This window comes from Acidovorax sp. PRC11, from assembly GCF_031844105.1.
GTDB lineage: Bacteria > Pseudomonadota > Gammaproteobacteria > Burkholderiales > Burkholderiaceae_C > Paracidovorax.
Window position 1 is genome coordinate 144,530 of sequence record NZ_JAUZUQ010000012.1, and the last position, 24,568, is coordinate 169,097.

23 protein-coding genes and 1 pseudogene are annotated in these 24,568 nt (G+C 58.5%); 12 read left to right on the forward strand and 12 right to left on the reverse strand.

The features are described from left to right. Positions 1-4: 4 nt before the first annotated feature. Positions 5-667, reverse strand: a pseudogene (locus tag Q9R47_RS15255) (ATP-binding protein); the annotation flags it as partial. A gap of 288 nt (positions 668-955) precedes the next feature. Between Q9R47_RS15255 and Q9R47_RS15260 the strand changes: the two are divergent. From Q9R47_RS15260 to Q9R47_RS15275, 5 genes are all read left to right on the forward strand, one after another. Further along, a complete protein-coding gene (locus tag Q9R47_RS15260; protein WP_311234048.1) occupies positions 956-1,486 on the forward strand; it encodes a TnsA endonuclease N-terminal domain-containing protein in 531 nt (176 codons plus the stop codon). A 112-nt stretch (positions 1,487-1,598) separates the two neighbouring features. After that, positions 1,599-3,422 carry a Mu transposase C-terminal domain-containing protein gene (locus tag Q9R47_RS15265; protein ID WP_311234049.1) on the forward strand — a complete coding sequence of 608 codons (1,824 nt, stop codon included), beginning with the start codon at positions 1,599-1,601 and terminating at the stop codon, positions 3,420-3,422. Then, positions 3,419-4,336, forward strand: a complete 918-nt coding sequence (locus Q9R47_RS15270) for a TniB family NTP-binding protein (protein WP_311234050.1) — start codon at positions 3,419-3,421, stop codon at positions 4,334-4,336. The genes Q9R47_RS15265 and Q9R47_RS15270 overlap by 4 nt, the downstream gene beginning before the upstream one ends. Beyond that, a complete protein-coding gene (locus Q9R47_RS24315; protein WP_404977153.1) occupies positions 4,333-5,316 on the forward strand; it encodes a TniQ family protein in 984 nt (327 codons plus the stop codon). Before Q9R47_RS15270 ends, Q9R47_RS24315 begins: the two co-directional genes overlap by 4 nt. A gap of 701 nt (positions 5,317-6,017) precedes the next feature. Beyond that, positions 6,018-6,773, forward strand: a complete 756-nt coding sequence (locus Q9R47_RS15275) for a hypothetical protein (RefSeq protein WP_311234051.1) — start codon at positions 6,018-6,020, stop codon at positions 6,771-6,773. A gap of 51 nt (positions 6,774-6,824) precedes the next feature. On the opposite strand, the gene Q9R47_RS15280 is transcribed toward Q9R47_RS15275, so the two are convergent. The 5 genes from Q9R47_RS15280 to Q9R47_RS15300 form a co-directional block, all read right to left on the reverse strand. Then, positions 6,825-8,210 (reverse strand): hypothetical protein, encoded by a 1,386-nt coding sequence (locus Q9R47_RS15280; protein WP_311234052.1) that lies wholly within the window; start codon positions 8,208-8,210, stop codon positions 6,825-6,827. A gap of 604 nt (positions 8,211-8,814) precedes the next feature. Next, complete coding sequence (locus Q9R47_RS15285; protein WP_311234053.1) at positions 8,815-10,455, reverse strand: DUF2326 domain-containing protein; 1,641 nt, start codon at positions 10,453-10,455, stop codon at positions 8,815-8,817. Next, positions 10,445-10,669: an ABC-three component system middle component 7 gene (locus Q9R47_RS15290; RefSeq protein ID WP_311234054.1), complete on the reverse strand. Its 225-nt coding sequence runs from the start codon at positions 10,667-10,669 to the stop codon at positions 10,445-10,447. Before Q9R47_RS15290 ends, Q9R47_RS15285 begins: the two co-directional genes overlap by 11 nt. After that, the gene (locus tag Q9R47_RS15295; RefSeq protein WP_311234055.1) at positions 10,666-11,430 is read right to left on the reverse strand and encodes an ABC-three component system protein; all 765 of its coding nucleotides are present in this window, start codon (positions 11,428-11,430) and stop codon (positions 10,666-10,668) included. Before Q9R47_RS15295 ends, Q9R47_RS15290 begins: the two co-directional genes overlap by 4 nt. 164 nt (positions 11,431-11,594) lie before the next feature. Next, positions 11,595-12,998: a PD-(D/E)XK nuclease family protein gene (locus Q9R47_RS15300; RefSeq protein ID WP_311234056.1), complete on the reverse strand. Its 1,404-nt coding sequence runs from the start codon at positions 12,996-12,998 to the stop codon at positions 11,595-11,597. Between the two features lie 356 nt (positions 12,999-13,354). On the opposite strand from Q9R47_RS15300, the gene Q9R47_RS15305 reads away from it, so the two are divergent. From Q9R47_RS15305 to Q9R47_RS15315, 3 genes are read left to right on the forward strand one after another with little or no spacing between them, the layout of a single operon-like run. Beyond that, the gene (locus Q9R47_RS15305; protein ID WP_311234057.1) at positions 13,355-14,371 is read left to right on the forward strand and encodes an adenosine deaminase; all 1,017 of its coding nucleotides are present in this window, start codon (positions 13,355-13,357) and stop codon (positions 14,369-14,371) included. Then, positions 14,368-14,928, forward strand: coding sequence for a non-canonical purine NTP pyrophosphatase (locus Q9R47_RS15310; protein ID WP_311234058.1), 561 nt, complete (start codon positions 14,368-14,370; stop codon positions 14,926-14,928). Before Q9R47_RS15305 ends, Q9R47_RS15310 begins: the two co-directional genes overlap by 4 nt. After that, on the forward strand, positions 14,925-15,719 hold the full coding sequence (locus tag Q9R47_RS15315; RefSeq protein ID WP_311234059.1) for an SIR2 family protein: 795 nt from the start codon (positions 14,925-14,927) through the stop codon (positions 15,717-15,719). Before Q9R47_RS15310 ends, Q9R47_RS15315 begins: the two co-directional genes overlap by 4 nt. A gap of 464 nt (positions 15,720-16,183) precedes the next feature. On the opposite strand, the gene Q9R47_RS15320 is transcribed toward Q9R47_RS15315, so the two are convergent. Then, the gene (locus Q9R47_RS15320; protein ID WP_311234060.1) at positions 16,184-16,663 is read right to left on the reverse strand and encodes a helix-turn-helix domain-containing protein; all 480 of its coding nucleotides are present in this window, start codon (positions 16,661-16,663) and stop codon (positions 16,184-16,186) included. 132 nt (positions 16,664-16,795) lie between these two features. On the opposite strand from Q9R47_RS15320, the gene Q9R47_RS15325 reads away from it, so the two are divergent. After that, positions 16,796-17,230: a hypothetical protein gene (locus Q9R47_RS15325; RefSeq protein ID WP_311234061.1), complete on the forward strand. Its 435-nt coding sequence runs from the start codon at positions 16,796-16,798 to the stop codon at positions 17,228-17,230. On the opposite strand, the gene Q9R47_RS15330 is transcribed toward Q9R47_RS15325, so the two are convergent. Continuing rightward, entirely contained in the window at positions 17,188-17,529 is a 342-nt protein-coding gene (locus tag Q9R47_RS15330) for a helix-turn-helix transcriptional regulator (RefSeq protein ID WP_311234062.1), read from the reverse strand. The two genes, Q9R47_RS15325 and Q9R47_RS15330, sit on opposite strands and share 43 nt — an antisense overlap. A 105-nt stretch (positions 17,530-17,634) precedes the next feature. Between Q9R47_RS15330 and Q9R47_RS15335 the strand changes: the two genes are divergently transcribed. Next, entirely contained in the window at positions 17,635-18,087 is a 453-nt protein-coding gene (locus Q9R47_RS15335) for an HAD domain-containing protein (RefSeq protein WP_311234063.1), read from the forward strand. A gap of 312 nt (positions 18,088-18,399) precedes the next feature. Here the strand turns inward: Q9R47_RS15335 and Q9R47_RS15340 are convergent, their stop codons facing one another. After that, a complete protein-coding gene (locus Q9R47_RS15340) occupies positions 18,400-18,975 on the reverse strand; it encodes an HAD domain-containing protein (RefSeq protein ID WP_311234064.1) in 576 nt (191 codons plus the stop codon). Here Q9R47_RS15340 and Q9R47_RS15345 point away from each other — a divergent pair. Continuing rightward, the gene (locus tag Q9R47_RS15345; RefSeq protein WP_311234065.1) at positions 18,974-19,120 is read left to right on the forward strand and encodes a hypothetical protein; all 147 of its coding nucleotides are present in this window, start codon (positions 18,974-18,976) and stop codon (positions 19,118-19,120) included. The two genes, Q9R47_RS15340 and Q9R47_RS15345, sit on opposite strands and share 2 nt — an antisense overlap. Positions 19,121-19,125: 5 nt before the next feature. Then, positions 19,126-19,479, forward strand: coding sequence for an H-NS histone family protein (locus tag Q9R47_RS15350; RefSeq protein ID WP_311234066.1), 354 nt, complete (start codon positions 19,126-19,128; stop codon positions 19,477-19,479). Positions 19,480-19,936: 457 nt separating this feature from the next. Here the strand turns inward: Q9R47_RS15350 and Q9R47_RS15355 are convergent, their stop codons facing one another. The 3 genes from Q9R47_RS15355 to Q9R47_RS15365 form a co-directional block, all read right to left on the reverse strand. After that, complete coding sequence (locus Q9R47_RS15355; protein ID WP_404977155.1) at positions 19,937-20,650, reverse strand: DNA/RNA non-specific endonuclease; 714 nt, start codon at positions 20,648-20,650, stop codon at positions 19,937-19,939. Between the two features lie 80 nt (positions 20,651-20,730). Further along, complete coding sequence (locus Q9R47_RS15360; protein WP_311234067.1) at positions 20,731-21,438, reverse strand: alpha-ketoglutarate-dependent dioxygenase AlkB; 708 nt, start codon at positions 21,436-21,438, stop codon at positions 20,731-20,733. A gap of 7 nt (positions 21,439-21,445) precedes the next feature. Next, a complete protein-coding gene (locus tag Q9R47_RS15365) occupies positions 21,446-24,568 on the reverse strand; it encodes an error-prone DNA polymerase (RefSeq protein ID WP_311234068.1) in 3,123 nt (1,040 codons plus the stop codon).

A 24,568-nucleotide genomic window follows, 5' to 3' on the forward strand; every position in this document is an offset into this window, starting at 1 on the left:
ATCCCTACGCCGCCTGCCGCAGCACCCGCCGGTACTGCACCGCCTCGGCCACCTGCGCGGGCCCGATGTGCTCCTCGCCGGCCAGGTCGGCAATCGTGCGGGCCACCTTGAGCGTGCGGTGCGTGCTGCGCGCCGACCAGCCCAGGCGCGCGGCGGCGGTCTGCAGGAAGCGGGCGGCGTCCTCCTGCAGGCCGGCCTGCACGTCGATCTCGCGGCCCTGCAGCGCCTGGTTGGGCTTGCCCTGGCGGGCGAGGGCGCGCTCGCGGGCGGCGGCGACGCGGCCCCGCACGGTGGCGGATGATTCGCCCGGCGCGGCGGCCAGCAATTGGTCCGCGGGCAGCGCGGGCACTTCCACGTGCAGATCGATGCGGTCCAGCAGCGGGCCGCTCAGCTTGGCCTGGTAGCGGGTGACCTGGTCGGGCGTGCAGCGGCAGGCGCGCTGGCGGGAGCCGAGGTAGCCGCAGGGGCAGGGGTTCATGGCCGCGACCAGCTGGAAGCGCGCGGGGAAATCCGCGCGCCGCGCGGCCCGGGCGATCGTGATGCGTCCGGTCTCCAGCGGCTCGCGCAGTGCCTCCAGCGCGCTGCGCGCGTATTCGGGGAATTCGTCCAGGAACAGCACGCCGTGGTGGGCGAGCGAGATCTCTCCGGGGCGGGGCGGGGAGCCGCCTGTCGGGTTTTCTCATTGCTGAGACGACGCCTATGTGATTCAATGACTTGCCGCCACCATGTTGGCAATTAGTGCGACAAAATTTATTTAATAGCTGAGATGATGGCTGTGAATTTTTTAAATAGGCGAGACGTTCGGACAACTTCTCGACCTAAGAGGCCCGTTCGAGACATTCCGATCAACTCTAGACACGTCACGGGACATGTCAGCTGGCGTGAGTCGGAGCCAATTCCCTATGAGTCACCGCTGGAGCGTGACTTCGTTCTTCGCCAGGAGTTTTCACTCGTGGTGTCCCACGTGCTGTCCCAGCCGTGCCGTGTTCCATTTGTGACGCACTCGGGCCGTCGCGCTGAGTACACGCCGGACTACTTGGTGACCTATGCGGTCTCCGATATTGCGCTGGGATGGGAGCCTCCTCCATTGCTGGTGGAGGTGAAGTCCAAGGCAGACTGGCAGAAGCACTGGCGTGAGTGGTCCCCGAAGTGGAAGGCTGCGCGCCGCTACGCGGCTGAGCATGGGTGGCGTTTCACGATCATGGATGAGGACCGCATACGGACGCCCGCGCTGGCCAACATCGCGTTTCTGAAAGAGTACCGTGATCTTGACGTTGATCGCGAGGACAGCGACGCCATCGTTGAGGATGTGAAGGCCCATAGTGCGGTCAAGGTGGACTACCTGTTGGCCAAGCACTTTCCTGGGCTTTACCGCGCGCGGGGCATTGCGCACATCTGGCATTTGGTCGCGCGCCGACGCTTGGACTGTGATGTTGGCAGGGAGTTGAGTGACCTGACGGAAGTGTGGGTGCCCCATGGCCGCTAGTTGGAATGCCGAGGCAGAGTCGGAAGCGATAGTTACGCCTTCGCGCCGACGCATTGATGTCCAGGGCGGAGCCCTCGTCCAGCATCCCGACGGTGTGTTTCGAGTCGACGATGTGCTGGACTTCGACACAGTCACCGCGACGAGCGTGGAGACGGGGCGAATCCGGGTATTGCGAATCGGAGAGCTCCAGTCACTGGAATCGGCTCCAGAGGCAATACCCGATGTGGACATCGACGCGATCGATGCAGATGACTGGCGCATAGCCCAAAGCCGATATGCAGCAGTCAAGCCGCTTCTTGAGCCCGGAGCCCAATCCAGGGAGAGCGTCGAGCGGAGGGCCAGAGAGCTTGGGATCAGTCCCGCCACGTTGTATCGGTGGCTGCAGCGCTATCGATCGCTTGATGCAGTGTCTGGGCTCATTCCGCTCCAGCGGGGATGGAAGACCGGCAACGGGCGCATCTCGGCAGCCGCGGAAGCGTTGATCAAGGAAGTAATCGAGAGCTTCCATCTGACGCCTGAGCGGCCCACGGCGCAGAAGACTGTCCGCGAGGTGCAGCGTATTGCTTACGAGCGCGGAATGGAGCTGCCGAGCGGAACAGCTGTCAGAGCCCGCATTGAACGGATTCCGGAGTACGAGCGGATGCGGCGGCGCGGTGAAAAGGAGAAAGCAAAGAACAAGTTTTCGCCAACGGCTGGCGTGTCGCCGGACGGTAAATACCCACTGTCTCACGTCCAGATCGATCACACCCCGCTGGACGTCATGGTCGTTGATGATGTTCACAGGCTTCCCATCGGAAGGCCATGGCTGACGGTGGCGATCGACGAATTCAGCCGGATGACACTGGGCTACTACATGTCCTTCGATGCTCCCTCAATGACGTCATCAGGGATGTGCCTGGCCCATGCCATCTTGCCCAAAGAGGAGTGGCTGATGCTTCATGGCATCGAGGCTCAGTGGCCGGTCTGGGGAAGACCCAAGGTGGTGAAAAGCGACAACGGTTCCGACTTCAAGTCGAGCAGTTTTAAGAAGTCATGCGCGCTCTACGGAATCGACTTAGCCGTCAGGCCGAAGGGCTCGCCGCACTATGGAGGCCATATCGAGCGGCTCCAGGGTACCCTGCTCAAAGAACTGCACGACCTTCCTGGATCGACGTTCTCTTCGGTGGCCCACAAGGGCGAATACGACTCCGAAGGCTTGGCGGTGATGACTAAGTCGGAACTCGAGAAGCAGATCCTCATGTTGATCTGCAACGAGTACCACCGGCGGAAGCACTCGGCGTTGGGCATGCCTCCCTTGCGTAAGTGGGAGATCGGGATTTTTGGTGGTGCGGGACAGCCACCTCGCGGCATGCCTGCCAGGCCTGCGGATCGCATGACGGTGTATCTGGATTTTCTGCCGATCTTCGAGCGGACGATCCAGGCGGACGGGGTGAGCGTGGACAACGTACGGTACTACGCGGACGTTCTGCGGCTGTGGATTGGCGCCAAGGATCCTGAAACCGGCAGGGCGCGTATGCACCTCTTCAGGCGTGATCCCCGAGACATCAGCTGCCTATGGTTTTACGACCCCGATACCAAGCAGTACTCCAAAATCCCGATGGCTGACCTAGATGCTCCCGCGTGCAGCATTTGGGAATACACGAAGGCTAAGGAGGAGATCCAAAAGGCGGGTTTTGATCCCTCGGACCAGAAGATCGTGTTCCAGTCGATTGGCAAGCGGCGCGCTATGGTCCAGGAAAGTGCACAGAAGACTAAGCTGGCCCGGCGTGAAGCCCAGCGCAGAGCTGACCATGCGAGGGCGGTGAACCCTGCCGATCCGCTCGCTTCCCAAAGGCGCGCACCCGCCAAAGATGCCCCGCCTAGACCACCGCTAGCGAAGCTGACACCGCCATCAGGTCTTGCAACTTCGGTTTCTGCGACGGATGACATCGCATGACAGCTTCCACTTCGCCTCCAGCGCCAACGCAATACCTTCATGTGCATGAGCAGTTTCGCTATGTGTGCGAACTCTCGGACGCGCAGCGCATCGCTTTTCTGGATGAGCCGCGCTGGGTGGGTTACTCGCATGCGAAGTTCGTCATGGACACGCTGGTCGGCTTGATGAACAAGCCCAAGCGTCCTCGCATGCCAAACCTCCTGTTGGTTGGCGACTCGAACAATGGCAAGAGCACCATCATCCGCCGCTTCGAAACCCTGTGCGGCACGGGTTACGTCGACGAAGAGTCTGAAGCCGTGCGCCCTATAGTCATTGCGGAGTCACCACCCGGTGCCGACGAAAAGGGCCTCTACATCTCGATTCTGAGCCAGTTCTGGTCCCCCGTTCGGGCAAATGCTACCGCTACGGTATTGCGCCATGACGCGATAAACAAGCTCAGGCGATGTAAGGCCAAGGTGCTGATCATCGAAGAGCTGCACTCGCTACTGATCGGCCCAGCGGTGAAGCAGCGACTGTTGATGAATGCCATCAAGATGCTGTGCAATGAGCTGTGCATTCCGGTGGTCGGTGTTGGAACCAGGGATGCAGTTCGAGTACTTCACACCGATCCTCAACATGCGAGCCGTTTCGACGTGATCTCACTCCCCAAATGGGAGCTAAACAAGGATTTTCAGACACTCGTCGCGGGCTTTGAGTGCGTGCTTCCCCTGAAGCGCCGATCCAACCTAGCAGAGCCTGAGCTTGCAACCGCATTGCACACCATTTGCGATGGAAACCTTGGCGACCTGCACCGGCTACTTGTCGAATGCACCATGAGTGCCATCACGAAGGGGACGGAGCAGATCACCATGGACATCGTGCAGGCCCATCAATGGCTCAAGCCGACCAAGGGACATCGGGAGCTGGCGGAATGACGTCTGCAGACGTCCGGCCTGGCCCTTTCGAGCAGGAACTGCTGACGTCATGGCTTGCAAGAGTGGCAGTGCACAGCGGCTGTGAGCCCTTGGTCCTTACGGGCGCCATCTGGCCCGATTGGCGTATCTGGACAGTTGATGCGGATAGGCAAGTCAGTCCCGAGCATGCTCAGGCTGCTGCGATCTGGTTCAATTTGCCTGCTGAATCCGTACACGCCTGCACGCTGCTGGCGGCTGGCAACAGATTGCATGGAAGCATTAACCTCAATGGACCGATGTGGCCATGGATCACTACTCAGGGAAACCGCAATCGCCTAAGGCGAGCGGGGTTGCCTTTCTGTCCAAAGTGCCTGGCTGGCGATGTCCAGCCTTACTACCGCTTGGAATGGCGATTTGCATGGGTAGTGGGATGCGAGCGCCATGGCGTCCGACTCGTGGACCGTTGTGATCGGTGTCATGCAATCTCCGAGCCGCATCGCAGTACGGCGGCCACTGGCGATCTCGCTCACTGCGTGGAATGTGGCTTCGATCTTCGCCGCTCTAAATGTGAGCCAGTGGACGTCCAAGCGTTGAGTTTTCAGCGGCGAGCAAGCGACATCTTTGGAACGGGAATGGCGGCCTGGGGTGGCGAAGAAATCTCGCGGACGGAGTGGTTCCGACGTGCTAGGAGTCTGCTTGCAAAGGACTTATGCCAAGTTGATGCCCGAAGCGCCGCAGCGATGGGGAATCGCCAGATCGGCCTGTGGTTTGAGTTGCAGGGGCCGATGGAGCGTGAGGCTCGCTTGAGGGTTCTGGCAGGTCTTTTGGACGATGAAGCACTGCTCGTAGTTCGTTCTCAGGGCCGTCGGCGCGCACCTCGTTCTGCGCAATCGACAAAGGTGAAGAACCGCCGCGCCAAGTCACCACGGACTTACCCACTCGCCAGAGAGCGGGTACGAGAGGTTTGGGCTCGTTGGCTCCGCAGGAGCAGATTGTGGTGAGTGGAGCGGCGTCAGCGGACCGATGCTGTGATGAGTGCGGTCGCATCATCTCAAAGGCCCACCGTGTAGAAGCCGGCAGACAGTACTGCACTACGTGCTATGCGCGCTGCTTTAAGCGCCGGCTTTGTTCGGGATGTGGAATGTTCAGTCGCCTCCTGGTGGACGCGAATGACCCCAAGTGCCGCAGCTGTTTGGCTAACGCTCCGTGCATCAGATGTGCGAGGGCTGGGCGTGAACTGGGAATGGTTACTGATGAGGGGCCAGTCTGCAATTCTTGCTATCCGTACTTCAGGGAAGCCCTCACGTGCGCCCTGTGTCATCAGGCTACACGACGGCCGCAGCACGTTGGGTCTGCCGGGGGCAGGAAACTGGTTTGCCAACGCTGCGCGACAGCCCACCATCGAACCTGTTCGCTTTGTAGGCGACATCGTGTTTGCAAGGATCGACCAGACGGCACGAGGGTATGTGCCAAGTGTGATGAGATGGGAATGACAAAGTGCGAAACGTGTGCCTCTCCCATGCCTGCGGGGCGTGGTAGCCGCTGCGAAGGTTGCTACTGGAAGGGGCGATGCGAGGCGGTCGGTGCGCAGCTGCGCGAACTGTTGTCCAGCACCAGGGTTCGCGAAGCCTTTCAGAGCTATGTCAGCTGGGCGATGGCTGAGACTCAACTTCCGCGCCTTGTTCGAGCACTTCCCCGGCACGTGAAATTCTTCGAAGTGCTGGACAAGCATGCGAAAAAAGATCCATGGAGCGCGTCGTTGATGCTGCGCGTGTTTGGCACTGCTGGACTAAGAAAGTTCGCGCTACCTGTGCGGTGGGTGCAAAACTGCGGCGCGGTGACGATCAACGCGGAAGAAAAAGAAGCTGCGGCAGAACTGGGGAGATCTCAGGCACTTGTTGCGAGCGTACTGCCGGGAACGCTGGCGCGCCGGCTGTTGGATGAGTTCTATTCCGTCCTTCAGGCCAAGGTCAGTGCCGGACAGATAAAACCTAAGTCGATGCGATTGTCGTTGCGTCCCGCTCGGTCGCTTTTGGAGCACGCGGACGCAGGATGGCAGCGGATGCCCGACCACCGTGCCGTGGAGAAGCTGCTAGAGGTAACGCCTGGACAAAGGGCAGCCCTTTCTGCTTTTCTGGGGTTCCTGAGGTCCAAGCACGGCGTAGAGCTGAGCGCCTTGCAGGGGGCTAGCTATCGACGCATCAAGCCGCGGGATGCTCTAGGAAAGCAGCTTGCTGCCCTTGCAAAAGAGCAGCCGCGGCCTGCAGATTTTGAACACCGTTGGCTTCACATGGCCCTGGCCTACTTCCATGAGCGATCACGCGCTCAGGCCAAGAGTCTTCTGAAATGCGGGGCGCTGGAGGAAATGGACACCGGCTACGAACTGGTGGTCGAGGGCGAAAAGTACTGGCTCCCGAAGCCGCCAGGTGCGTCTACGAGTGTGCAGGCAATCGATTAAGTCCTACCTGCTTTACTTGCAGCCCAGTCGCCGCGCTATGGCAGCGAACGCCTACTTTTCCCGTTGCGATTGGGTACCTTCGCGGGTGCGTTTGGGAAACGTGATACCCAACTTACTCAGTGCATTGGTTGCTGTCGACTGGCCAGCTACTTCGTCCGAGCTGGAGAAGGACCTCCGGTAGTCCTGGCCATCAAGCGAGGGCAAGTTTGCAAGTGCCGTTTTCATGATCCCCTCGGCCTCTGCGATCTGAAAAAGCACCTCTGGAATCCAGTCGGCTGGGGACTTTCCGGCGGGGGCCTTTATAGTCAGTCCGCAATACGGCTCCTCCTTGGCACCCTTGTCAGAGTGCTTGGACATGATACGTCGCTGCACCTCGAACACGTAGCCGTTGGCCAGGGGTGAGCCGACCTCGACGACTAAAACGCCACGTGGCTTTGTCGGCTCGTCGGGGTACATGTACACCCACTTCGACGCACGTGCACTGAGCGATTTTCCGCCCTTCACATCCTCTGGAAACCCCAAGCTCAGAAGCTTGAATTCTTGAGTGGTACTTGGAGACGTCGTGCCCTCGAAACTGAACCAATTCAGAACGGTCAAAATCTCAGGGTGTTGCGATTGAAGGTGCTGCAGCCCATTCCATAGGTCTCGCAGTGCCCCCTTTTGCTCCAGTTCAATGTCGGAGACGAAACGCGCAAGGCCAATCCCCTTCCCTGGACCTCCCACCTCGCCTGGCGCACTCACCTCAGCTGCTATAGCAGCCGGACCAGGAGCCCCTCGCGCTATCGATTTGTCGGTGGTGAGCTTCGTGACCGGTGCAGCTTCGAGCAGCCGAATGGAGGGATCGGCGATCACAAGCATTTCGGTGCCATGTTCCGGTGTGAGGTCGTCGCCGATTGGTGTTATCTCGTCTTCTTCGATATCCCGACTATGTCGCGCAGGGTGCGGATTGCCAGAATAGTCCTCGTTACCAGTTGCAGGAAATTCAGTGCGCAAGATGTGGATGCTCGGCTTCAATGGAACCGTATATCCAGTGATACGCAGCCCCAGGAATGACCCTGATGAGATCTCCAGCCCTTCGACCTCGATCCTGGCGGGACCTGTGAACCACGGCCCAATGGCCGGGAACGCGAACCGATTCCTGGAACCAGGGGGGCCTAGATCATTCTCGATTTCAGCGTGGATACCTCGCACCTTTCGATGTGTGAAGGCTTCATATCTCAGGTGTGCCAGAAGATGGGCATCGGCATCGGTCGCAAACCACGGCAAGTCGACTACACGAAAACCAGCGATGGAAGGGACGGGTTCATCGAGCCGCAGCCGATGGACTACTTCGCCCCATCCGTATGTGGTCAAGACTCGATTGATCTCCTGATCGCGACCATAGCACCGTAGGAACTCAAGACACGGTATCAAGAGCGTGCCTTGGTTGCTTTTCATCCTAAGAAGCTTGCTGCGGTCTCCTGCGCCGAATCGAAGCGGGTATGCGCTTTGAGGAATCAGCTCGGCTCCGGTCTCGCTTCGATGCTGGGCGCTACTGCATGCATGAGTCCAATCTTCCTCTCGGAAGCTCACGTCGAACTCCCGCCTGCCGTATTGGACCTGGAACCTTGACCGCTTGGCCTCCCATACAGAGCCTATCCGTAGTTGTCCCAGACTTGTCAGGGCAACATTGCTCGAAAAAAAGTTGCCCAACGTGCCATCGTTGTGTAATTGACGGAACCACACAACAACTCGAGGTACATGATTTTTGTGCATGGAACGGCAAATTGCGCCGTACCACCACAAGACAAATCGCTTATCAGCGTCGAGGTGGAGAGTTCTGAGTTCGATCTGTTTCGGCGATCGTGCCAGTTGTACGGGGGAGGTGGTCACCTGATTAAGCTGATAAAGTCATTTTATTTGGCACGCCATGCATTGTGCATCTCGCGGGAATACACCACGGAATCCATGCCCTCAGCGCTGCTGACTGCGATGAGCACGCTGCACGGGCCGACTTCCCCGGACAGCCGAACCGCTTGCTCGATCTAAGTGCATCGGCCATCTATTCGCCGTCTAGGGGCGGCATAGTCGGCCGGCTCGGGCGCCAGTCCTTAATATAGAGCACGGCTTGATCGCTAAGCTGAATGACGCTTTGTTTGACCAAAGTTGCGGCGGCACCCTCGCCGTACTTTTTGATTTCGTCCAGCGCGATGAACGATTGCTTCTCTGATTCCGCGTACAGTGAAATGAGGTGGCCTACCGAGTCGTTGGAGATGTTCTTGAAGAGCACTGAATCGTGAGCAATGGCTGGAAGGTTGGTCTCACGGAACACGGCAAGATCGAAGAGCACCAAGCCGAAGAAGGCTGTGCCAGTGCCCGTATCCTCGAACACCTCGAAGTTGTAACTCGTATCGCGGAGAGACAGCCGGGGGCTTTTCCGATGCTCACCAGCAACGTCACGAACGATTTCTCGCATGCCGTCGTTCACGATTGTCTCGATTTCAGTCAGAATCCGCTGCTTTTCTTCCGTGAGCGCCTCTTTCGCTAATCGCACTTTCTCAACATTTGCTTGCTCGAGTTCGAACCCGTCCCGGCTTGCTTTGGCCTCTTGCAAGGACAACGCAATCTTGTAAACGTGATCTACCAACGACTCTGGCTGCTCCACCGATCCTAGCGCCGCCGCCATCTGAGCTTCAATACTGGAAATGCTCTCATCGATAAGCCTCAGCTCATCTAACAACTGCTGCTTAGACTCCTTCAGCTGCTCAGTAAGAATCCGGGCGACGCCGTCGTGGAAAGACTCCACCTCGGCTAGGCGCTCTACATTGATCTCGGGAAAAAATCTTTGGAGGTCTCGGAAGTTGCTGCCGCGCAGGGAGCGACGCCCACCGAGATTTCGTTCGACGCGCTGGAGTCGTCCCGCCACAACCAAACGACGTTCTAGCAAATCATCCTTTCTCTCTTTGAGTTCCAAGATCTCTTTGTTGATCACTGCACTCAGGCTAGTCGCATAGCTAGCTAGATTTCGGCGCACCTCGTCGAGTTCACGCTCCAGATTTGAAATCTGTACCTTTGCTTGCGTGTATCCGGTCTTGTTTACCTTGGGAATCAGGTGACCAGCAGCTGCCGCCTTGATAAGTTTCCAGTTTGTATCCGCGACGCGGGCAGCTTCATCTCGCTCTTGAATCGGTTCGAACTTGTTGAAAGTCTTTATGAGATTGTCGATGCAGTCCTTTGATCGCTGCTTCGGGGACACGTGCAAGGGCGCATCAGGAATCAGGTTTTCCTTCCCCCACACGCGCATGTGGAGGCCGACAGCGGACCGGAATGTCTGTCCCGCCTGCTCAAGCCCGTATGCCTGCTTCAAGAAAGCTGTGAACTCTTGTAGCGAAATCGCATCATCGACCTCGTATACCGCGTTGCAAACATACACGGTCTCGGGAGTTGCCGTCTCACGCCGGAATCGATGGAGTTCGCCGTCGAACTCAAACGCAAAATCATAGTGATGCGGGCCTAGCTCGCTAACGATGTCGTCATTCCAGTCCAGCAGCGTTGATCCGCCAAACACAAAATCCACCAGCATCAGAAGGGTGGACTTGCCAATAGAATTGGTTGCGTTGTCATCGCCCAGTACTGCGTTAAGGCCAGGGTGGAACGTGACGATTCCAGTGCGGAACTTCTCGCAACGGATTTCACGCAGCATAAGAAACCTTCCCTGTCGTGAAATCGACCGAGAGGCGGTCAAGAATGTAAAGGACGTCCATGGCGAGCAAGAATTGATCGATGCTCTCGAATTTGTCGCCTGACTCCTTAAAAATCGCTGCCACAGTCGTGTCATCCGGACCCATTTTCAGCAGATGCTGCAGATTTCCTAGGACTGAGGCAGATAGGGGGACTACTTTATTTGGCGTGATCATTCGAAGACCTCGCAGTTCTGAATAAAAAATGATGCTACGGCTTCAGCAGATTCCAGGGTTTGAGCTTGAGTGCGTGCATGTATCCAGGCGACCAAGTTGGCAAATACATGGCCCTGAGGAAGCCCTTCTCGTTTTTGCATCACATAGAAGGATTTGACCTGGATGAAAATCAACTCGGTGCAGCCTGGATCGTTACGCTCAAGCTCCAGGAAGGCGGCTTGGATGTAGCGAAAATAGTCTCCGACAGCGTTTCTAACCTTGCGCTTGGTTGGCGGTGGCATCGTTGTATCGAACTTTTCGTCCAACGATTTTGCCGTTAGCGCGAGTTCAACGCCCAAGTCGCTCTCAATGCTTGCGCTGTGCAGAAGTGCCACGACATCGCTAATCTGATTCTCCAGCGGGTACTGAGATGCGAGCGAGCGTTGACGCTCTTCACGCAAGGCTTCTCGCTTGATATTGTGCAATCGCAGGTATTCCGCCTCCGTCCTGGGTTTGTCGAACTCTGCATGACTACTCTCGCATAGCGGAATCAAGTTGTCGGGATCATTAACGTCAGTACTCAGCCTAGGCACATTTGCCAGTACCACGAGTTCTTCGGGGCGAGGATTCAACGGGTAGATGTGGGCCAGCTCATAGGCTTTAAACTGACGCTTTCCCTTTTTATAGAACAAGGGTTTGTCACAGAGGGGGCATCTCCCGCCCACCTGAGAAAGCAGGGCCACCGTTTCAGCTTCACTGTACTCACGTCTTGCGTTAGTCACGAACAGCCTCCCTGGCGCCGCATTTCCAAATTAATCCAATCAATGCTTGACTTGCGTTGATGGACCGCCGTTTTGGCCTGACCGTATACGGATGGCACCGAGTATGGTGTCTTACCAGTTTCTATTGGACAGGAGCTGGGGCTTATGGCCTCTGGCGACAAAGTTCATCCTCTGCCCATGATAGTAAGTCCAGCAGTTGCTGCTTTTGTCACGCGTTTAAGGTCCTCGAGCCACTCTGCGAGATCCTTCGCGACAAGTGTTTCTTTCTTCAGCATGGCCCGTCGCAGAGTAACGTTTTCATGGCTAGTCTTCTGGCGATTGAAGACCTGTAAAACGGCAGTGGGCGCGTCAAGCTCGGTGTCATCACTTTCGAAAGCGTTGCTATGCAACTTCAGTCGAATGCGAGTCTTTGCGATTGGTTCTGGTCTATCTGCCAGCTCATCATTTGTTGTCTCGACCTGCTGGACTTCCAGGACCAGCGGCCATTGTTTCCGCTCCTCGTAGATCTTGGATGTAATCCACATCTCCTGCTCACCAGAACGGAGTCGACGATGCCAGAAAGCAAACTCTCCTGGATGGTTCTTTTCCACATCTGCTTCTAGGGTGCTATAGAGGTTGCGATCGAGCACTGCCTCGATCACTGCGGAGTAGCGCGACGCTAGCTCGCCGGCCTGCTCGATGGCAAGTTTCCTCGCCCCATGAATCTTCCTGCGAGATAAATTGGGGATTAGCGTTCCCATCAGGCTTCGGACATTCAATCGGCGAACTGGAATGTCTAGGAGGTGCATCTTGCGCAGATCTTTGATCTCCTTGCTGTGCTCAGCTGCAAACAAATCGAGATCGGATTCGATGCCCGAATAAAAACAATCAGAGTCTTCGCTCCATTGCACAGTGGCTAGATAGTCCGCCAAACGGCGACACACTATGTCGGACGCGCGGTTCTGCTTGATGGCGGCACGCAAGCCGTCGAGTAGCCAATCGTCGTCCACCACCAACCAGCTACGCTCGCGCGCAATTGCTTGATCTATCAATCCTGTGTCCGAAACGACACGGAGGACCTGGTATTTTTTGAGATTAACTTCCAGCCAAGCCTCGTATTTTTTTAGCTGCTGCTCGTGCGCCAAGCGACTGGCCTTTCGCTCGATCAACACTGCGAGCTTCCGTTTGCAATCGATAAGCAGTAGATCCAAGTAGCCTTTCTCTACTCGGTTTGCGATGGTGACATCACCACAAGGCACCTCTCGCCCAACCTGGAATCCGTGCAATCCGTCTGCGAAGAGTTCAACGAGTGGCGGCCACAACCCACGGTCAATCAGGTGATTGACCTCCTTCGCGTTGTCATCAGCCGTGGTCGCTTCCACAAGCAGCCGGCGAAGGAAGAAATCGCCCAAACCATGCCCTTCAGAAGGATCAAGTAGCCACGCCAGGATGTCGCTATGGTTAGTCTCGCGCAGACCTGTTGCGGATAGCCAATGACGTTCCTGCCCATAGCGCACCAAGTGGTGGAAGCGTGCATCTTTCATCCAGTTGTGCATCAAGGCCAAAAATTCTTCTGCGCCGTAAGACATCAGTCCCCCAAATCGATTCTTGGGTGCATGTCATGCCAAGTTTGACTTACACCCTCAACTGGGCGGACTCAGTGTGGTCCTGATGGCCGCCTCCCTCTGCAGCATGAGGATACCGCACCAGCCTTGAACATGCGACTTTGACCAGACGTCACTATCAAGGCCTTCTCATCCAGCTAAAGGTGCCTTGAACGCATGGCTTCCACGATGGTGGCGTGTTCGTCGATGCTGCGGGTCTGCTCTAAGGGCCGCGGTCAGATAAAACGCTAGCATTCCAGCATTCTTCAAAGCGGGCGTAAATACCCGACATCTACATTCAGGGAGGGCGAGTGGATCTACGGCAGCTTGATTTGCCAGGCATGCAGGGAGAGCCCGGCATCCCGGATGGCGCAGACGAAGCACACTCGACCGCATTCGTGCACGATCGGGGGGAACTCCATGTGCACCTGAACGGCGCCATTCCGGCGCCAACAATTCGGGAGATCATGGCCGACGAGGCGACGGTGTTGCCCTCAGGGTTCGACTTCGCAAGAGACATGGTCCGGCCGGCGCCATGCCAGTCTCTTGCGGACTACCTGACGCCTTGGCAGGTACTACGGCTTTTCCCCAAGAAGCGCCAGAACCTTGGTCGCCTTGCGCACGCTGTCGCTGCGAGCTTGGCGGAGAACAGCGTACGATTCGTCGAGCTCCGCAGCAGCGTCCTGTACCTCACCGGTCTCCAGAGCTGCTCGCCTGCAGATGCATTGGAGCGTCTGATCGAATCTACCGGGGAAGCCGCGCGGCATCACGGTATCCGACGGGGCTTGATTCTGACAGTCACGCGAGGAGACTACGCTGCATCGAATCTGGCCACGCTGTTGCAGGCCTACAAGGACCTTGACGAGCCCAAGGACGTTGTTGGGCTCGATCTCGCGGGAGATGAAGAGACAGCCTATCCCCTTGAACTACCCGCGCTCTTCCGCGAAGCCAAGGACCGGTTCGGTCTTGGCATCACCATCCATGCCGGTGAAACGGGGCGTGCCGAGAACGTTCGGTCTGCCGTGGAGTTGTTTCACGCAGATCGGATCGGCCATGGGACGGCGGCCGGGAGGGATCAGGAGCTGCTGGACTTGCTGTCTGCCAAGGGGATTTGTGTTGAGGTCTGCCCCATTAGCAATCGGCTCACGGGCGCAGTGCCACGGAACGAAGCGCATCCACTTCAAGAGTTTCGCCGTCACGGCGTACCGTTCGTGATTTGCTCTGACAACCCCGCAATCCACCAGCGCGGCCTTTCCGATGACCAAGCCGCGGCGATGGCCGAGGGGCTGTCTATCGGCGACATGCTACGGCAGTACGAGGTGGCTAAACGCTACTCGTTCATGAAGGGGTTCAATTGAAAATTCGCTTTCTATCCGGCAACCCCAACAAGGTCGCTGAAGTGCAACGGATCCTCGCCCCCGCAGGCGTGGACATCGTGGCGGTCTCCAAGAAGATCGAGGAACTGCAGACCGAGGACGTAGAGGCCTTGGTGCGGGACAAGCTGATCAAGGCGTTCGAGTCCATCGGTCGCCCACTGTTTGTTGAGCATACGGGCTTGTACTTGAGTGGCCTCAATGGCCTTCCTGCAGGGTTGACACAGATCTTCTGGGACAAACTGGAGGCCGATCGCTTCGCAAATCTCGTGGAGGGGCTCGGCGACGCAAAAGTCACGGCCAAAACGGTCCTAGGGTACTGTGACGGTCGACGGTTGCACCTGTTCGAGGGCGCTATCGAAGGTACTGTGCCTCGCATGCCTGCAGGCCCGAAGGACTTCCAGTGGGATTGCGTGTTCGTGCCAGATGGGGGCACGCAGACGTTTGCCGAGATGGGTGCTGCCAAGGACTCCATCTCCATGCGTCGCAAGGCGCTGGATAAGTTCGCCCACCACCTCATAGCTGCGAAAGACGTGAAATGAAAGCCGAACTGCTGGAAGCGCATCGTGCGGGCAAGCTGATGTTGTTCGTAGGCGCTGGCGTATCCGCGAATCTTGGCCTGCCCAGTTGGAGTGAGCTGATCGGGCACATCGCCAATGAGTTGGGCTACGACCCACGAATCTTCTCGACCTACGGCAATCATCTGGCGCTCGCAGAGTTCTACAAGAGGAAGAAGGGCAGCCTGGGCGCGCTGCGCAGTTGGATGGACCGCGAGTGGCACAAGTCCTCGACCGACATCAAGACATCCGACATCCATCGACTGATAACCGAAGGCAATTTCTCCCGGATCTATACGACTAACTATGACCGTTGGCTTGAGTACGCCCACGATGCGTACGATGTCAGATACGACAAGATAGCCAGCGTGGCCGATTTGGTTTCCGTCAGAGACGAGCATCGCCAGATCATCAAGTTCCATGGCGACTTCGATGCAGACGAATCTATCGTCCTGGACGAAACCAGTTACTTTCAGAGGCTGAACTTCGACACGCCGCTGGACATCAAGTTGCGCAACGATGTGTTGGGCAATTCGGTCCTCTTCCTCGGATACAGCCTCAACGACCTCAACATCCGGTTGCTGTTCTACAAGCTGACCGAGATGTGGAATCGCTCGACGTTGGCTTCCGCTAGACCGAAGTCCTACATCTTCGCGAATCGTCCAAACCCAATTGCCGAAGAGGTTCTTAGACACTGGGGCATCGAGATGATCGTCTCGGAGAAAGATGCCCCTAAAGAGGCGCTTACCGACTTCCTGCAAGAGCTCGTTGCTTGAGCATTTCCCCATCAAGGCGAGTGAGCTGCGCTGACCACCTATCCCCTGAAGCCTGAGCGTCCGGCAACTATAGAAGAACGGACAGGGCAGAGTTATCGCGCGAAGGCCGCAAGTACGGTTGCCGGCCTTGCACGAAGGCGCGAGGAGCGGACGTCGGGAACTTCCACTTCCAGGTTGGCACGGACATCCCCTTGACGAGGTTACGATCACAGTTTCTTGCCGAGTTTGCAAGACCAATCTTCTGCTTCGAGGCTAGCCTCCGGCGCCGTGCGCATGAACGCTCCAACCTCAAGACGGACCGTGATGACGTCCGAGCGTCCCGCATGTCCGTGTATCTTGGTTGCTTCGAATACGCTGCCTGACATGTGAGCAGTTCAGCCATTGATGGTGGCGGGCTCCTTGAGCTTGCTTGCTATTGACGCACCGACGGCTTCATCCCACTTCATTTTCTAGGCTTGCTAGGCTTACCAAAGTCCTCTCTTGTTGACTTGAGATAGTAGTCTTGACAACGACTGTAGCGCTTCTGGATCCTTGATTATTTCAGCGACCTTGGACGTCTCTGGCTCGACAATGCCGGTGATCGCGTGTGTTCGCCGAAGTACCTGTTCGATCAGGCTTACCCTCGGAACCAGTATGTAATGCACGTCGCAGTCCAGCCCTCGGGCGAGCCTGGAGAGTGTGTTAAGGGAAATAGTTCCGCTCGCCTCTGCCTGCTCTAGTTTTCGGACGCCCTGCGCCGTCATACCTAGGCGGCTGGCTAGTGCTTGAGAACTCATGCCTAGGGCAAGACGAATGGTCTTCGCCCAGCCACATCTAGGTGCAGCGCTTCCCTGCAGTCTTGCAAACTCGCAGAACTGCCGATCAAGTTCAGCCAAACGGGTGAGATCCAAACGATTCTTCAAAGGTGCATAGAGGGCAACGGGTCGGTTGCCATGCGAGCGCATCCAGGCAACCAGAAGCTTTCCATTGGTGGACGGGAGCTGGACAAGTGTTAGACAGATCCGATTGCTGCGGTATCTTCACGCTCCCGGCTCCCATGGGACCAATCGGTCTCATGTTAACTTGAACGAACGATCATGCTGCGTGTGGAAAAAGCGACCCTTGGAAAATTCGGTGAACCAGAATTGGCAAGCCTCATCGACCTGCGTGGATGGCAATCCGTCTTACCGGACGCGCTGGAAGATCAGCAGCTTCTGCTGGTCTCCGATCAACTGCGCGACTTGTTGGCTGGCCAGGGTTGGGACACGGCGCGCGGGCCTGGCAGTGCTGCGTTGCCGATCAGCTTGCTCTTGCTATCGAAGGCAGGAGCGAAGCGCTCAGGCGAGGGCCTGGATGTGGCAATGGACACCTTGCATCAGGTCATGACTCTGCTCAGCGTTACGGTGGATCGGGAAATCGTGAACCGCATGCTTCATCGTCAGGATGGCTGCATAGGCGCAGAACTGATGCAGGGGCTAAGGCTGCTCGTTCAAAACGTCTCCGAGCCCTTTGAGTCTCGGTGCCCGGCCTGACCAGAGCTCAAGGTACGAAACTCGGCTTTCACGATCTTAAGGAGCTCGCTGATCGAGGCTGAGTCCAGGGCCGGGCAGTACGCGGCGGTGATTAGCGTCAGAGGGTGGACTTGCAGGTTCTCGGCCAAACTTTCAATGACACGAATGCCCGGCACTTGGTGCCCCTGCTCAACCCGGCTGATGTGCCGTCTGCTGGTTGCAAACAGCATGTCCTCTTGAGTGACGCCTCGTGCGGCACGCAATTGCTGCAGCGCACGGCCAAAGTTGGCTTGGGGGTTGGCGTTCTTCCGGGAGGACATTGCCCCGATTTCCGCCCGGCAGGACTTAAAAGACCACGACTAAATGGTCTCATTGCTATAGTGAGACTCTGCTGTCATCCTCAGCTGTCTTAGATTGCCCCCGCTATGTTCGTGCTCTTTTTGGATTTCGATGGAGTTCTGCATCCAGAGCATTGCCATGAGTCGAAGCACTTTTGTTGCTTGCCGTGGCTGGAAGGTGCGGTGCGCCGATTCCCCGAGTACAAGCTGGTAGTTACCAGTACTTGGCGGCTGCAGTACCCGCTGGAGCAGCTTCGGCAGCGCTTCTCGCCAGATGTGGCAGCCAGAATTGACGGGGCCACGCCCAGGTACTGCGAACTAACGGACGTGCCCGATACGCTGGTCGGCTACGAGCGCGAGGCGGAGTGCCGTGCATGGCTGTGGGCCCATCAAGCTATCCACTTGCCCTGGCTGGCTGTGGACGATCGTTCGTGGCTCTATAGGCCGTTTTGCAGGTCGCTGTTTTTGGTAGATGGTAAGAAGGGGCTCACAGCAGTCGCTGGCGAGCAACTGGTCACGCGGTTGCATGAACTTCTGTAACGGGTTTTTATGGCTCCAGAGAACGACATCCCCGCCCTAACCAAGTTCGTGCAGCGCACAATCGATGAGTCTAGGAGCGCCACGATAGCCGCAGCTTTAGCCGCAAAAATACCTCATGATTAGCCAATTAGTCCATAAAAATCATGGGTTTACGTGAGCATGAAGATCCGCAGATTGCGACGCGGATTTCTGGCGTAGCGGGCGTCGCGCTGCTCGGTGCGGCCTGCTTCGTCATCCTCCGCCAATGGATGCCCCTGAAGCAGATCTCAATGGCCGCCGCCAGACCAAATTGCTCAGGGCTCGACCTACCTATCATGCTGCCGCGCTCTGCCTCAGCTTCCGTCGCAGTTCACGCTGGACTTCCGGGTCCGAAAGTCCGGTGTTGCCCTCGCAGGCTACTAAGTTGTCAATGGCGAGCTGGGGCCAGTCTTCTACGTCATCGTCCAGCGCGATCCAGCATCGCGGCTTCCTCCGTTGCACGTCTGCCAGGACCTGCATACCTCGTGGGGTGCTGCGGAATGACGCCAAGTTCCATGGATCGGCCCCATGAACGCGCTTGTGATACGTGCCGCCGATGAATCGCGAGCGCAATTTCTCGGGCAGGTGTTGGAGCGTCTTGGCATAGCCCGGGCGTATGCACCAAGTGCTGCTGAGCACCAGCGCAACGGAGGGGTGTGAGGCCAGTTCCTCCTCCAGAATGGGAAGCCACTCAAACAGCACATGGCCTGGCGCTTGGTACGGGCTCATGTAGATGCCCCTGCGGGGATGCCAAAGCACTTTCTCATGGTGGACCACTCCGTCGAGGTCTAGGTAGAGGATCACATCTGCGCTGCGAGGAGTGGAGGCCGGAATGTACGGGGTGAGGGGGCCTGCTGACATGGTCGTCATGAGGTCATTTTCACGCAATGTGGCGGCGAAGCACTGCTCAGTAGTGATCGTGAAGGACGGCATCCAGTCGGTGCCGGACGAAGAGCAATGCTTGCCGGGCAGCGCTGATGAAGCCAGTAAGATCGAGTCTTTAATCGGCCGCTGAAACCCATGAAGAGTTTGCAGAGTTTGCTTGCTGAGCAGCAGGCATTAGACGCCGAAATCGCGCGGCAGAAAAAACATGCTGCCTCCGAAGCCTTGGCGCAGATCCACACCATGATTTCAGAGTTCGGATTCACCGCTCAGCAGGTGTTCCCTTGGCGTCCCGCTGCGAAGAAGGTCACTGCTAAGTATCGGCATCCACAGACTGGTGCTACCTGGACCGGCAGGGGCAAGCCGCCAGCTTGGATTGCCGGCAAAGATCGTGACCAGTTTTTGGTTGAGAAACCCGTCATCGAAGTACCTCAGCAAGGGCCATTCCTCGCTGAGATGGCGGCAGCCGCAGCCCGTCGTGAGCAGCGATAACCAAGCAAGTTCATGGGTGATGGATGGTGGCACAGTCTGCAAGTACAGCACCCGCAGCAGCGAGGGTAGATGCATCAAGCTCGCACGGGTGTCAGGCAGCCGACATGTCCCCTGGCATTGTCATTTCTCTTGAACGACAGTTCAGTGAATTCTGCGCCGGCTCGGTCAGCGCAAAGACTGTTCTTCTCGCCGGGTTGTGTTGGCCTACTGAGCACTGGGTCGAACTAGCCCTGCGATGGATAGAGCAAGGCGCTCCAGTTGACGCTGATGTAGCCGCTGCCCTGGAAACGCTTCCTGGAAAGCAGTTTTCTCAACGAACCCGTCACCGGGCCAAAGCTGCTTTGAAGGGTTGGAGGAAATAAACGGTCAAGTCAGCTGATCGACTACTTCGTACCGACGCGTTGCTAGCCCTGCCACGCCAGCTGCGCGTAGTCCCAGTCTGCGCTTGGCCTGGTTGTCAGTCGTGCACGGTGACCCTTGGCAGAAACTCTATGCCTGTCCGCTTCACCAGTTCTTGGTAGCTGATAGGCGGACTCACTTTCTCTCCCTCACGGTTCTGCTGCCAATGAGCCCATGCGCGTTGGGTTGAAGCGTCATAGACGAGCTTGAACAGATACGTTGGCACCCGCACGCCGCTTGCGCCTATTCTCGGGCTCTCTGCCGTGAAAACCGGCCCGGTGATGACGTACACGTCCCCCCGAGCACGGCGAACGTAGCGCCTTGTGTCCTGCTCAATCTTGTTCCAGGCCCCTCCGTTTTGTTGCGGATTTTGGGGAACCATGTTGGCCAAACTGAAGCTTTGCGCCATGGCGGTCGGGGTGGGCATGTCACCCGCAGGCGCCATGTGCCCGCGGCTATAGCCAGAGCCTTTGTAGTCCTCCAACTCTGCCCGTTCGCCGCGAGGAAGACGAGCGTCGGAGAAGAACCGCTTAGCTCGTTTCTCATCGGCGTCGTCAATGATTTGACGCGTGAGGCGTTGAGCCACGTACAGAGGTGTTTTGCTCTCGCCGCTATGGAGCACAGCGAAGGCTTCGTAGCACAGTTCTCGGAGCTGGGGCTGCGATGTGATGTGAGGGGGCTGACCATTGGCGAAGAACTCCGGGCACTGCGCGAAACTGGTGGGTTGCGGTGTGATGGCCGCAGCACTCTCGTAGCGCGGCGCACGAGCAATTGCCGGGCTGCATGCGATGCCAAGGCATAGCGCCAGGGCCACAGATGCTCGAAATTTATAGTGCCAAGAATGAAGAGAAGTCACTTCGCTGTGTGGTGATGCTGAAGTTGCGATTGGACCACTTTGCCATCGCTCATCTCGCTGATTGCATCCCGCTCATTTCCCACGAACAAAGGACTAGCTTGAGGAGCGGCTGAAGTTCTGGAGGAGCTTTTTGCGACGCGCGTACGGAAGGTGATTGACCACCGGAGCTGGGCCGTCAGCGCAACGCTGTGCTGCCACTCCCACCGCGCTTCGGACGCCATCTTGTAGATGGATCGCGGCGCCACCTCCAACTGCACGACCTTCCGTGCCGCCGGCTCGTCGGGATAGGGGTGAAACTTCAAGGTCGCGCAGCCGCCGAGCGAAACGCCCACGATGGTTTCGAAGTGCGGGACGTCCCGATGCCAACCCAGAGGCGTTCCTGGTGCGTACTCGGCGACGAGCGCATGCACGAGATCTTCGGGCGGGTGCCCGATCCACCGGGCCACCTTCTCGCGCAATGGATGCAGCCGTAGGTCCAGAGGAACGCCAGGGAGAAGCCGGTTGGCATCGAAGTCGTACGACCCGCCAAAGCTTGCCACCCTACGGCGTGCTAGGTACTGCTTGTATCTGGCCGCATGCAGCGGCAGCGACCGAATCACGTCGATGAGCTCCCGCTCCTCCTGCGTGCTTAGAAACCCTTCCTGGTAGACCAGACCGTTGATGGACGACTGGATGGAATCGTCTCCGAACAAGTGCCCTTGCATCACGTTCTCACTTGAAATCCCTGCTCTCTGTGGCCAATCGCCCGAGCAGCGGCGACAAGTCCGCGAGCCGATCCGCAACCAGATTGCACACCTCTCCTTCGTGTTGCCAGCGGCCTTTGACGGCCAAGAGACGGGACTCCAGCAGCACCTGGCGCTGGGCCTCGCGCACGCCGCGCCAGACGATGACCTGGGTGGCGCCATGCTCGTCTTCCAGCGACACAAAGATGGTCCCTTTGGCCGTCTCCGGCTGCTGCCGCAGGGTCACGATGCCGGCGGTCCGCACCACGCGGCCATGCGGTGTGCGGCGCAGCTCCTCCGAGGTCTTGAGCTTGTATTTGTCGAGACGCCTGCGCAGCAGGGCCATTGGGTGGCTACGCAAGGTGAGACCGATGGACGCGTAGTCCCACACGACATCCTCGCCTTCCGGTGCGGCGGGTAGTTCCAGGTAGTCTTCATCGACAGGAGCCTCTCGCAGCAGTTCAGGAGCGGCGTGAAGCGCCGCGGCATCCCACACCTGCTGCCTGCGATGCCCCGAGAGCGTGGCCAACGCCCCGGCAGCTGCAAGCAGCTTCATCTCGGGCTGCGCCAACCGAGCGCGCTGCGCCAGCTCCTCGGCGCTATCGAACGGCCCGTCGCCGCGCGCATCCATGATGCGCTGTGCGCTGGCTGCCTGCAGGCCACGAATCATGTGCAGGCCCAGTCGCACAGCAGGGGTGTCTGGAAGGTCCTCCAGCGAGGTCTCCGCGTTGCTGTACATCACGTCGACCGGGCGCACCTCCACACCGTGTCGGCGGGCGTCTTGCACCAGTTGGCTTGCGGAGTAGAAGCCCATCGGCTGGCTATTGAGTAGCGCAGCGAGAAACGCCGCAGGCTCGTGCCGTTTGATCCAGCAGGACGCATAGACGAGCAACGCGAAGCTGGCAGCGTGGCTCTCGGGGAACCCGTATTCCGAGAACCCCTTGATCTGCTCGAAGATCTGTTCGGCGAAGGCCTTCTCATACCCGCGCGCCGTCATGCCGTCGACGATCTTGCTGTAGTACTTGCCCAGGCCCCCTTTGCGCTTCCAAGCCGCCATTGCCCGGCGGAGACCGTCCGCCTCGCCCGCGCTGAAACCCGCGGCGAGGATCGAGATCTGCATGACCTGCTCCTGGAACACGGGCACGCCCAAGGTCCGCCCCAACGCGGTCTTGAGCGCCTCGCTAGGATATGTCACGGGCTCCTTGCCCTGTCGCCGGTTGAGGTACGGATGCACCATGCCGCCCTGTATCGGCCCAGGCCGCACGATGGCGACCTCGATCACGAGGTCGTAGAAACAGCGTGGCCGCAGCCGCGGCAGCATGCTCATCTGGGCCCGACTCTCGATCTGGAAGACGCCGATCGTGTCGGCCTTGCAGATCATGTCGTAGGTGTCGCTGTCTTCGGCAGGAATGTCCTGCATGCCGAACACATAGCCGCGACGCAGCCCGATCATGTCGAGCGCGCGCCGGATCGCCGACAGCATGCCCAATGCGAGCACATCGACCTTGAGGAGGCCTGCAGCGTCGAGGTCATCCTTGTCCCACTCGATCACGGTCCTGTCGGCCATGGAGGCGTTTTCGATAGGGACCATCCTGCACAGCCGATCGCGCGTCAGCACGAAGCCGCCCGTATGCTGGGAGAGATGCCGCGGGAAACCGATCAGCTGGGTCGTCAGCGTGATGAGCTGGCGCACAGCCAGGTCCGCCGTAGACATGCCCAGCTCTTCGAAGCGCTCGAGTCGAACATCTTCTCCATCAAACCACTTCTGTCCTTCCGCCAGAGCATCCAGCGTCTGCAGATCGAACCCAAGTGCTTTGCCCACGTCACGGATCGCCGACTTGGGGCGGTAGCTGATGACCGTCGCCGTGAGGGCCGCCCGGTCGCGGCCGTACTTTTGGTACAGATACTGGATCACCTCCTCGCGCCGCTGGTGCTCGAAGTCCACGTCGATGTCCGGAGGCTCATTGCGCTCTCTGCTAATGAAGCGCTCGAAAAGCACCGACATTCGCGCCGGGTCCACCTCGGTCACGCCCAAGCAGTAGCAGACCACGCTGTTGGCGGCCGAACCTCGGCCTTGGCAGAGGATGTGCCGCGATCGCGCAAAAGCCACGATGTCGTATACGGTGAGGAAGTAATGCTCGTAGCGCAACTCGCAGATCAGCTCCAGTTCGTGTTCGATCTGTGCCTGCACCGTGGGCGCCACCCCTTCCGGCCACCGCCGACCCGCCCCCTCGTAGGTCACTTGCCGCAGGAAGCTCGCAGCCGTGTGGCCCTGCGGCACCACCTCATCGGGATACTGGTACTTCAGTTCGTCGAGCGAGAAGCTGCAGCGCGCAGCCACGTTCAGCGTCTCGGCGAGCAGATCGGCCGGAAAAGTCTGTGCGAGCCGAAGCCGCGTGCGCAAGTGCCGCTCGGCGCTGCGGTGCAGAGCGCGTCCGCATTCCGTGAGCGGCTTGCCAATCCGCGTAGCCGTCAACACGTCCTGCAGCGGCTTGCGCGACCGCACGTGCATATGCACGTCGCCCACGGCCACCAGAGGCAAGGCCGTCAGCTCCGACAAAGTGCGCATGCGGTGCAGCCATACCTCGTCATCGAGTTGCCGCACCTGGTCTACGCCGATCCAGCATCGACCCCGGAAATTCTGGAGCGCCCATGTTCCCGCTGCTTCCAGCTGCGCATCGCTGGATTGGCGATCGAGGCAGAGCAGCGCGAGGCAGTCCACGAATTCGGCTCCAGCGATGTGACCGAGTGTCAGGTGGTACTCGCCCTTGCTCGACGCGCGACGCAGCTTCGTGATGAACTCGCAAAGGTTGCCGTACCCGTTGAGGTTCTGAGCCAGGATCACCACCGTGAAGCACGCCTCGTCCGCAGTGCGCGGCTGCACGCAGAACTGCGAGCCGAGAATCAACGGCAGACCCGCTGCCTTGGCCGCCACATGGGCTCGGACCACGCCTGCCATGCTGCACTCGTCCGCCAAGGCTAGCCCGCCATAGCCCAGCTCTTTCGCGCGGTCCACCAGCTCCTCTGGGTCGCTCGCGCCGCGCAGGAAGGTGAAGTTCGACACGCAGCGCAGCTCTACGTACTCGGGGATGGTGCGAGGCCTGCGGTTCAT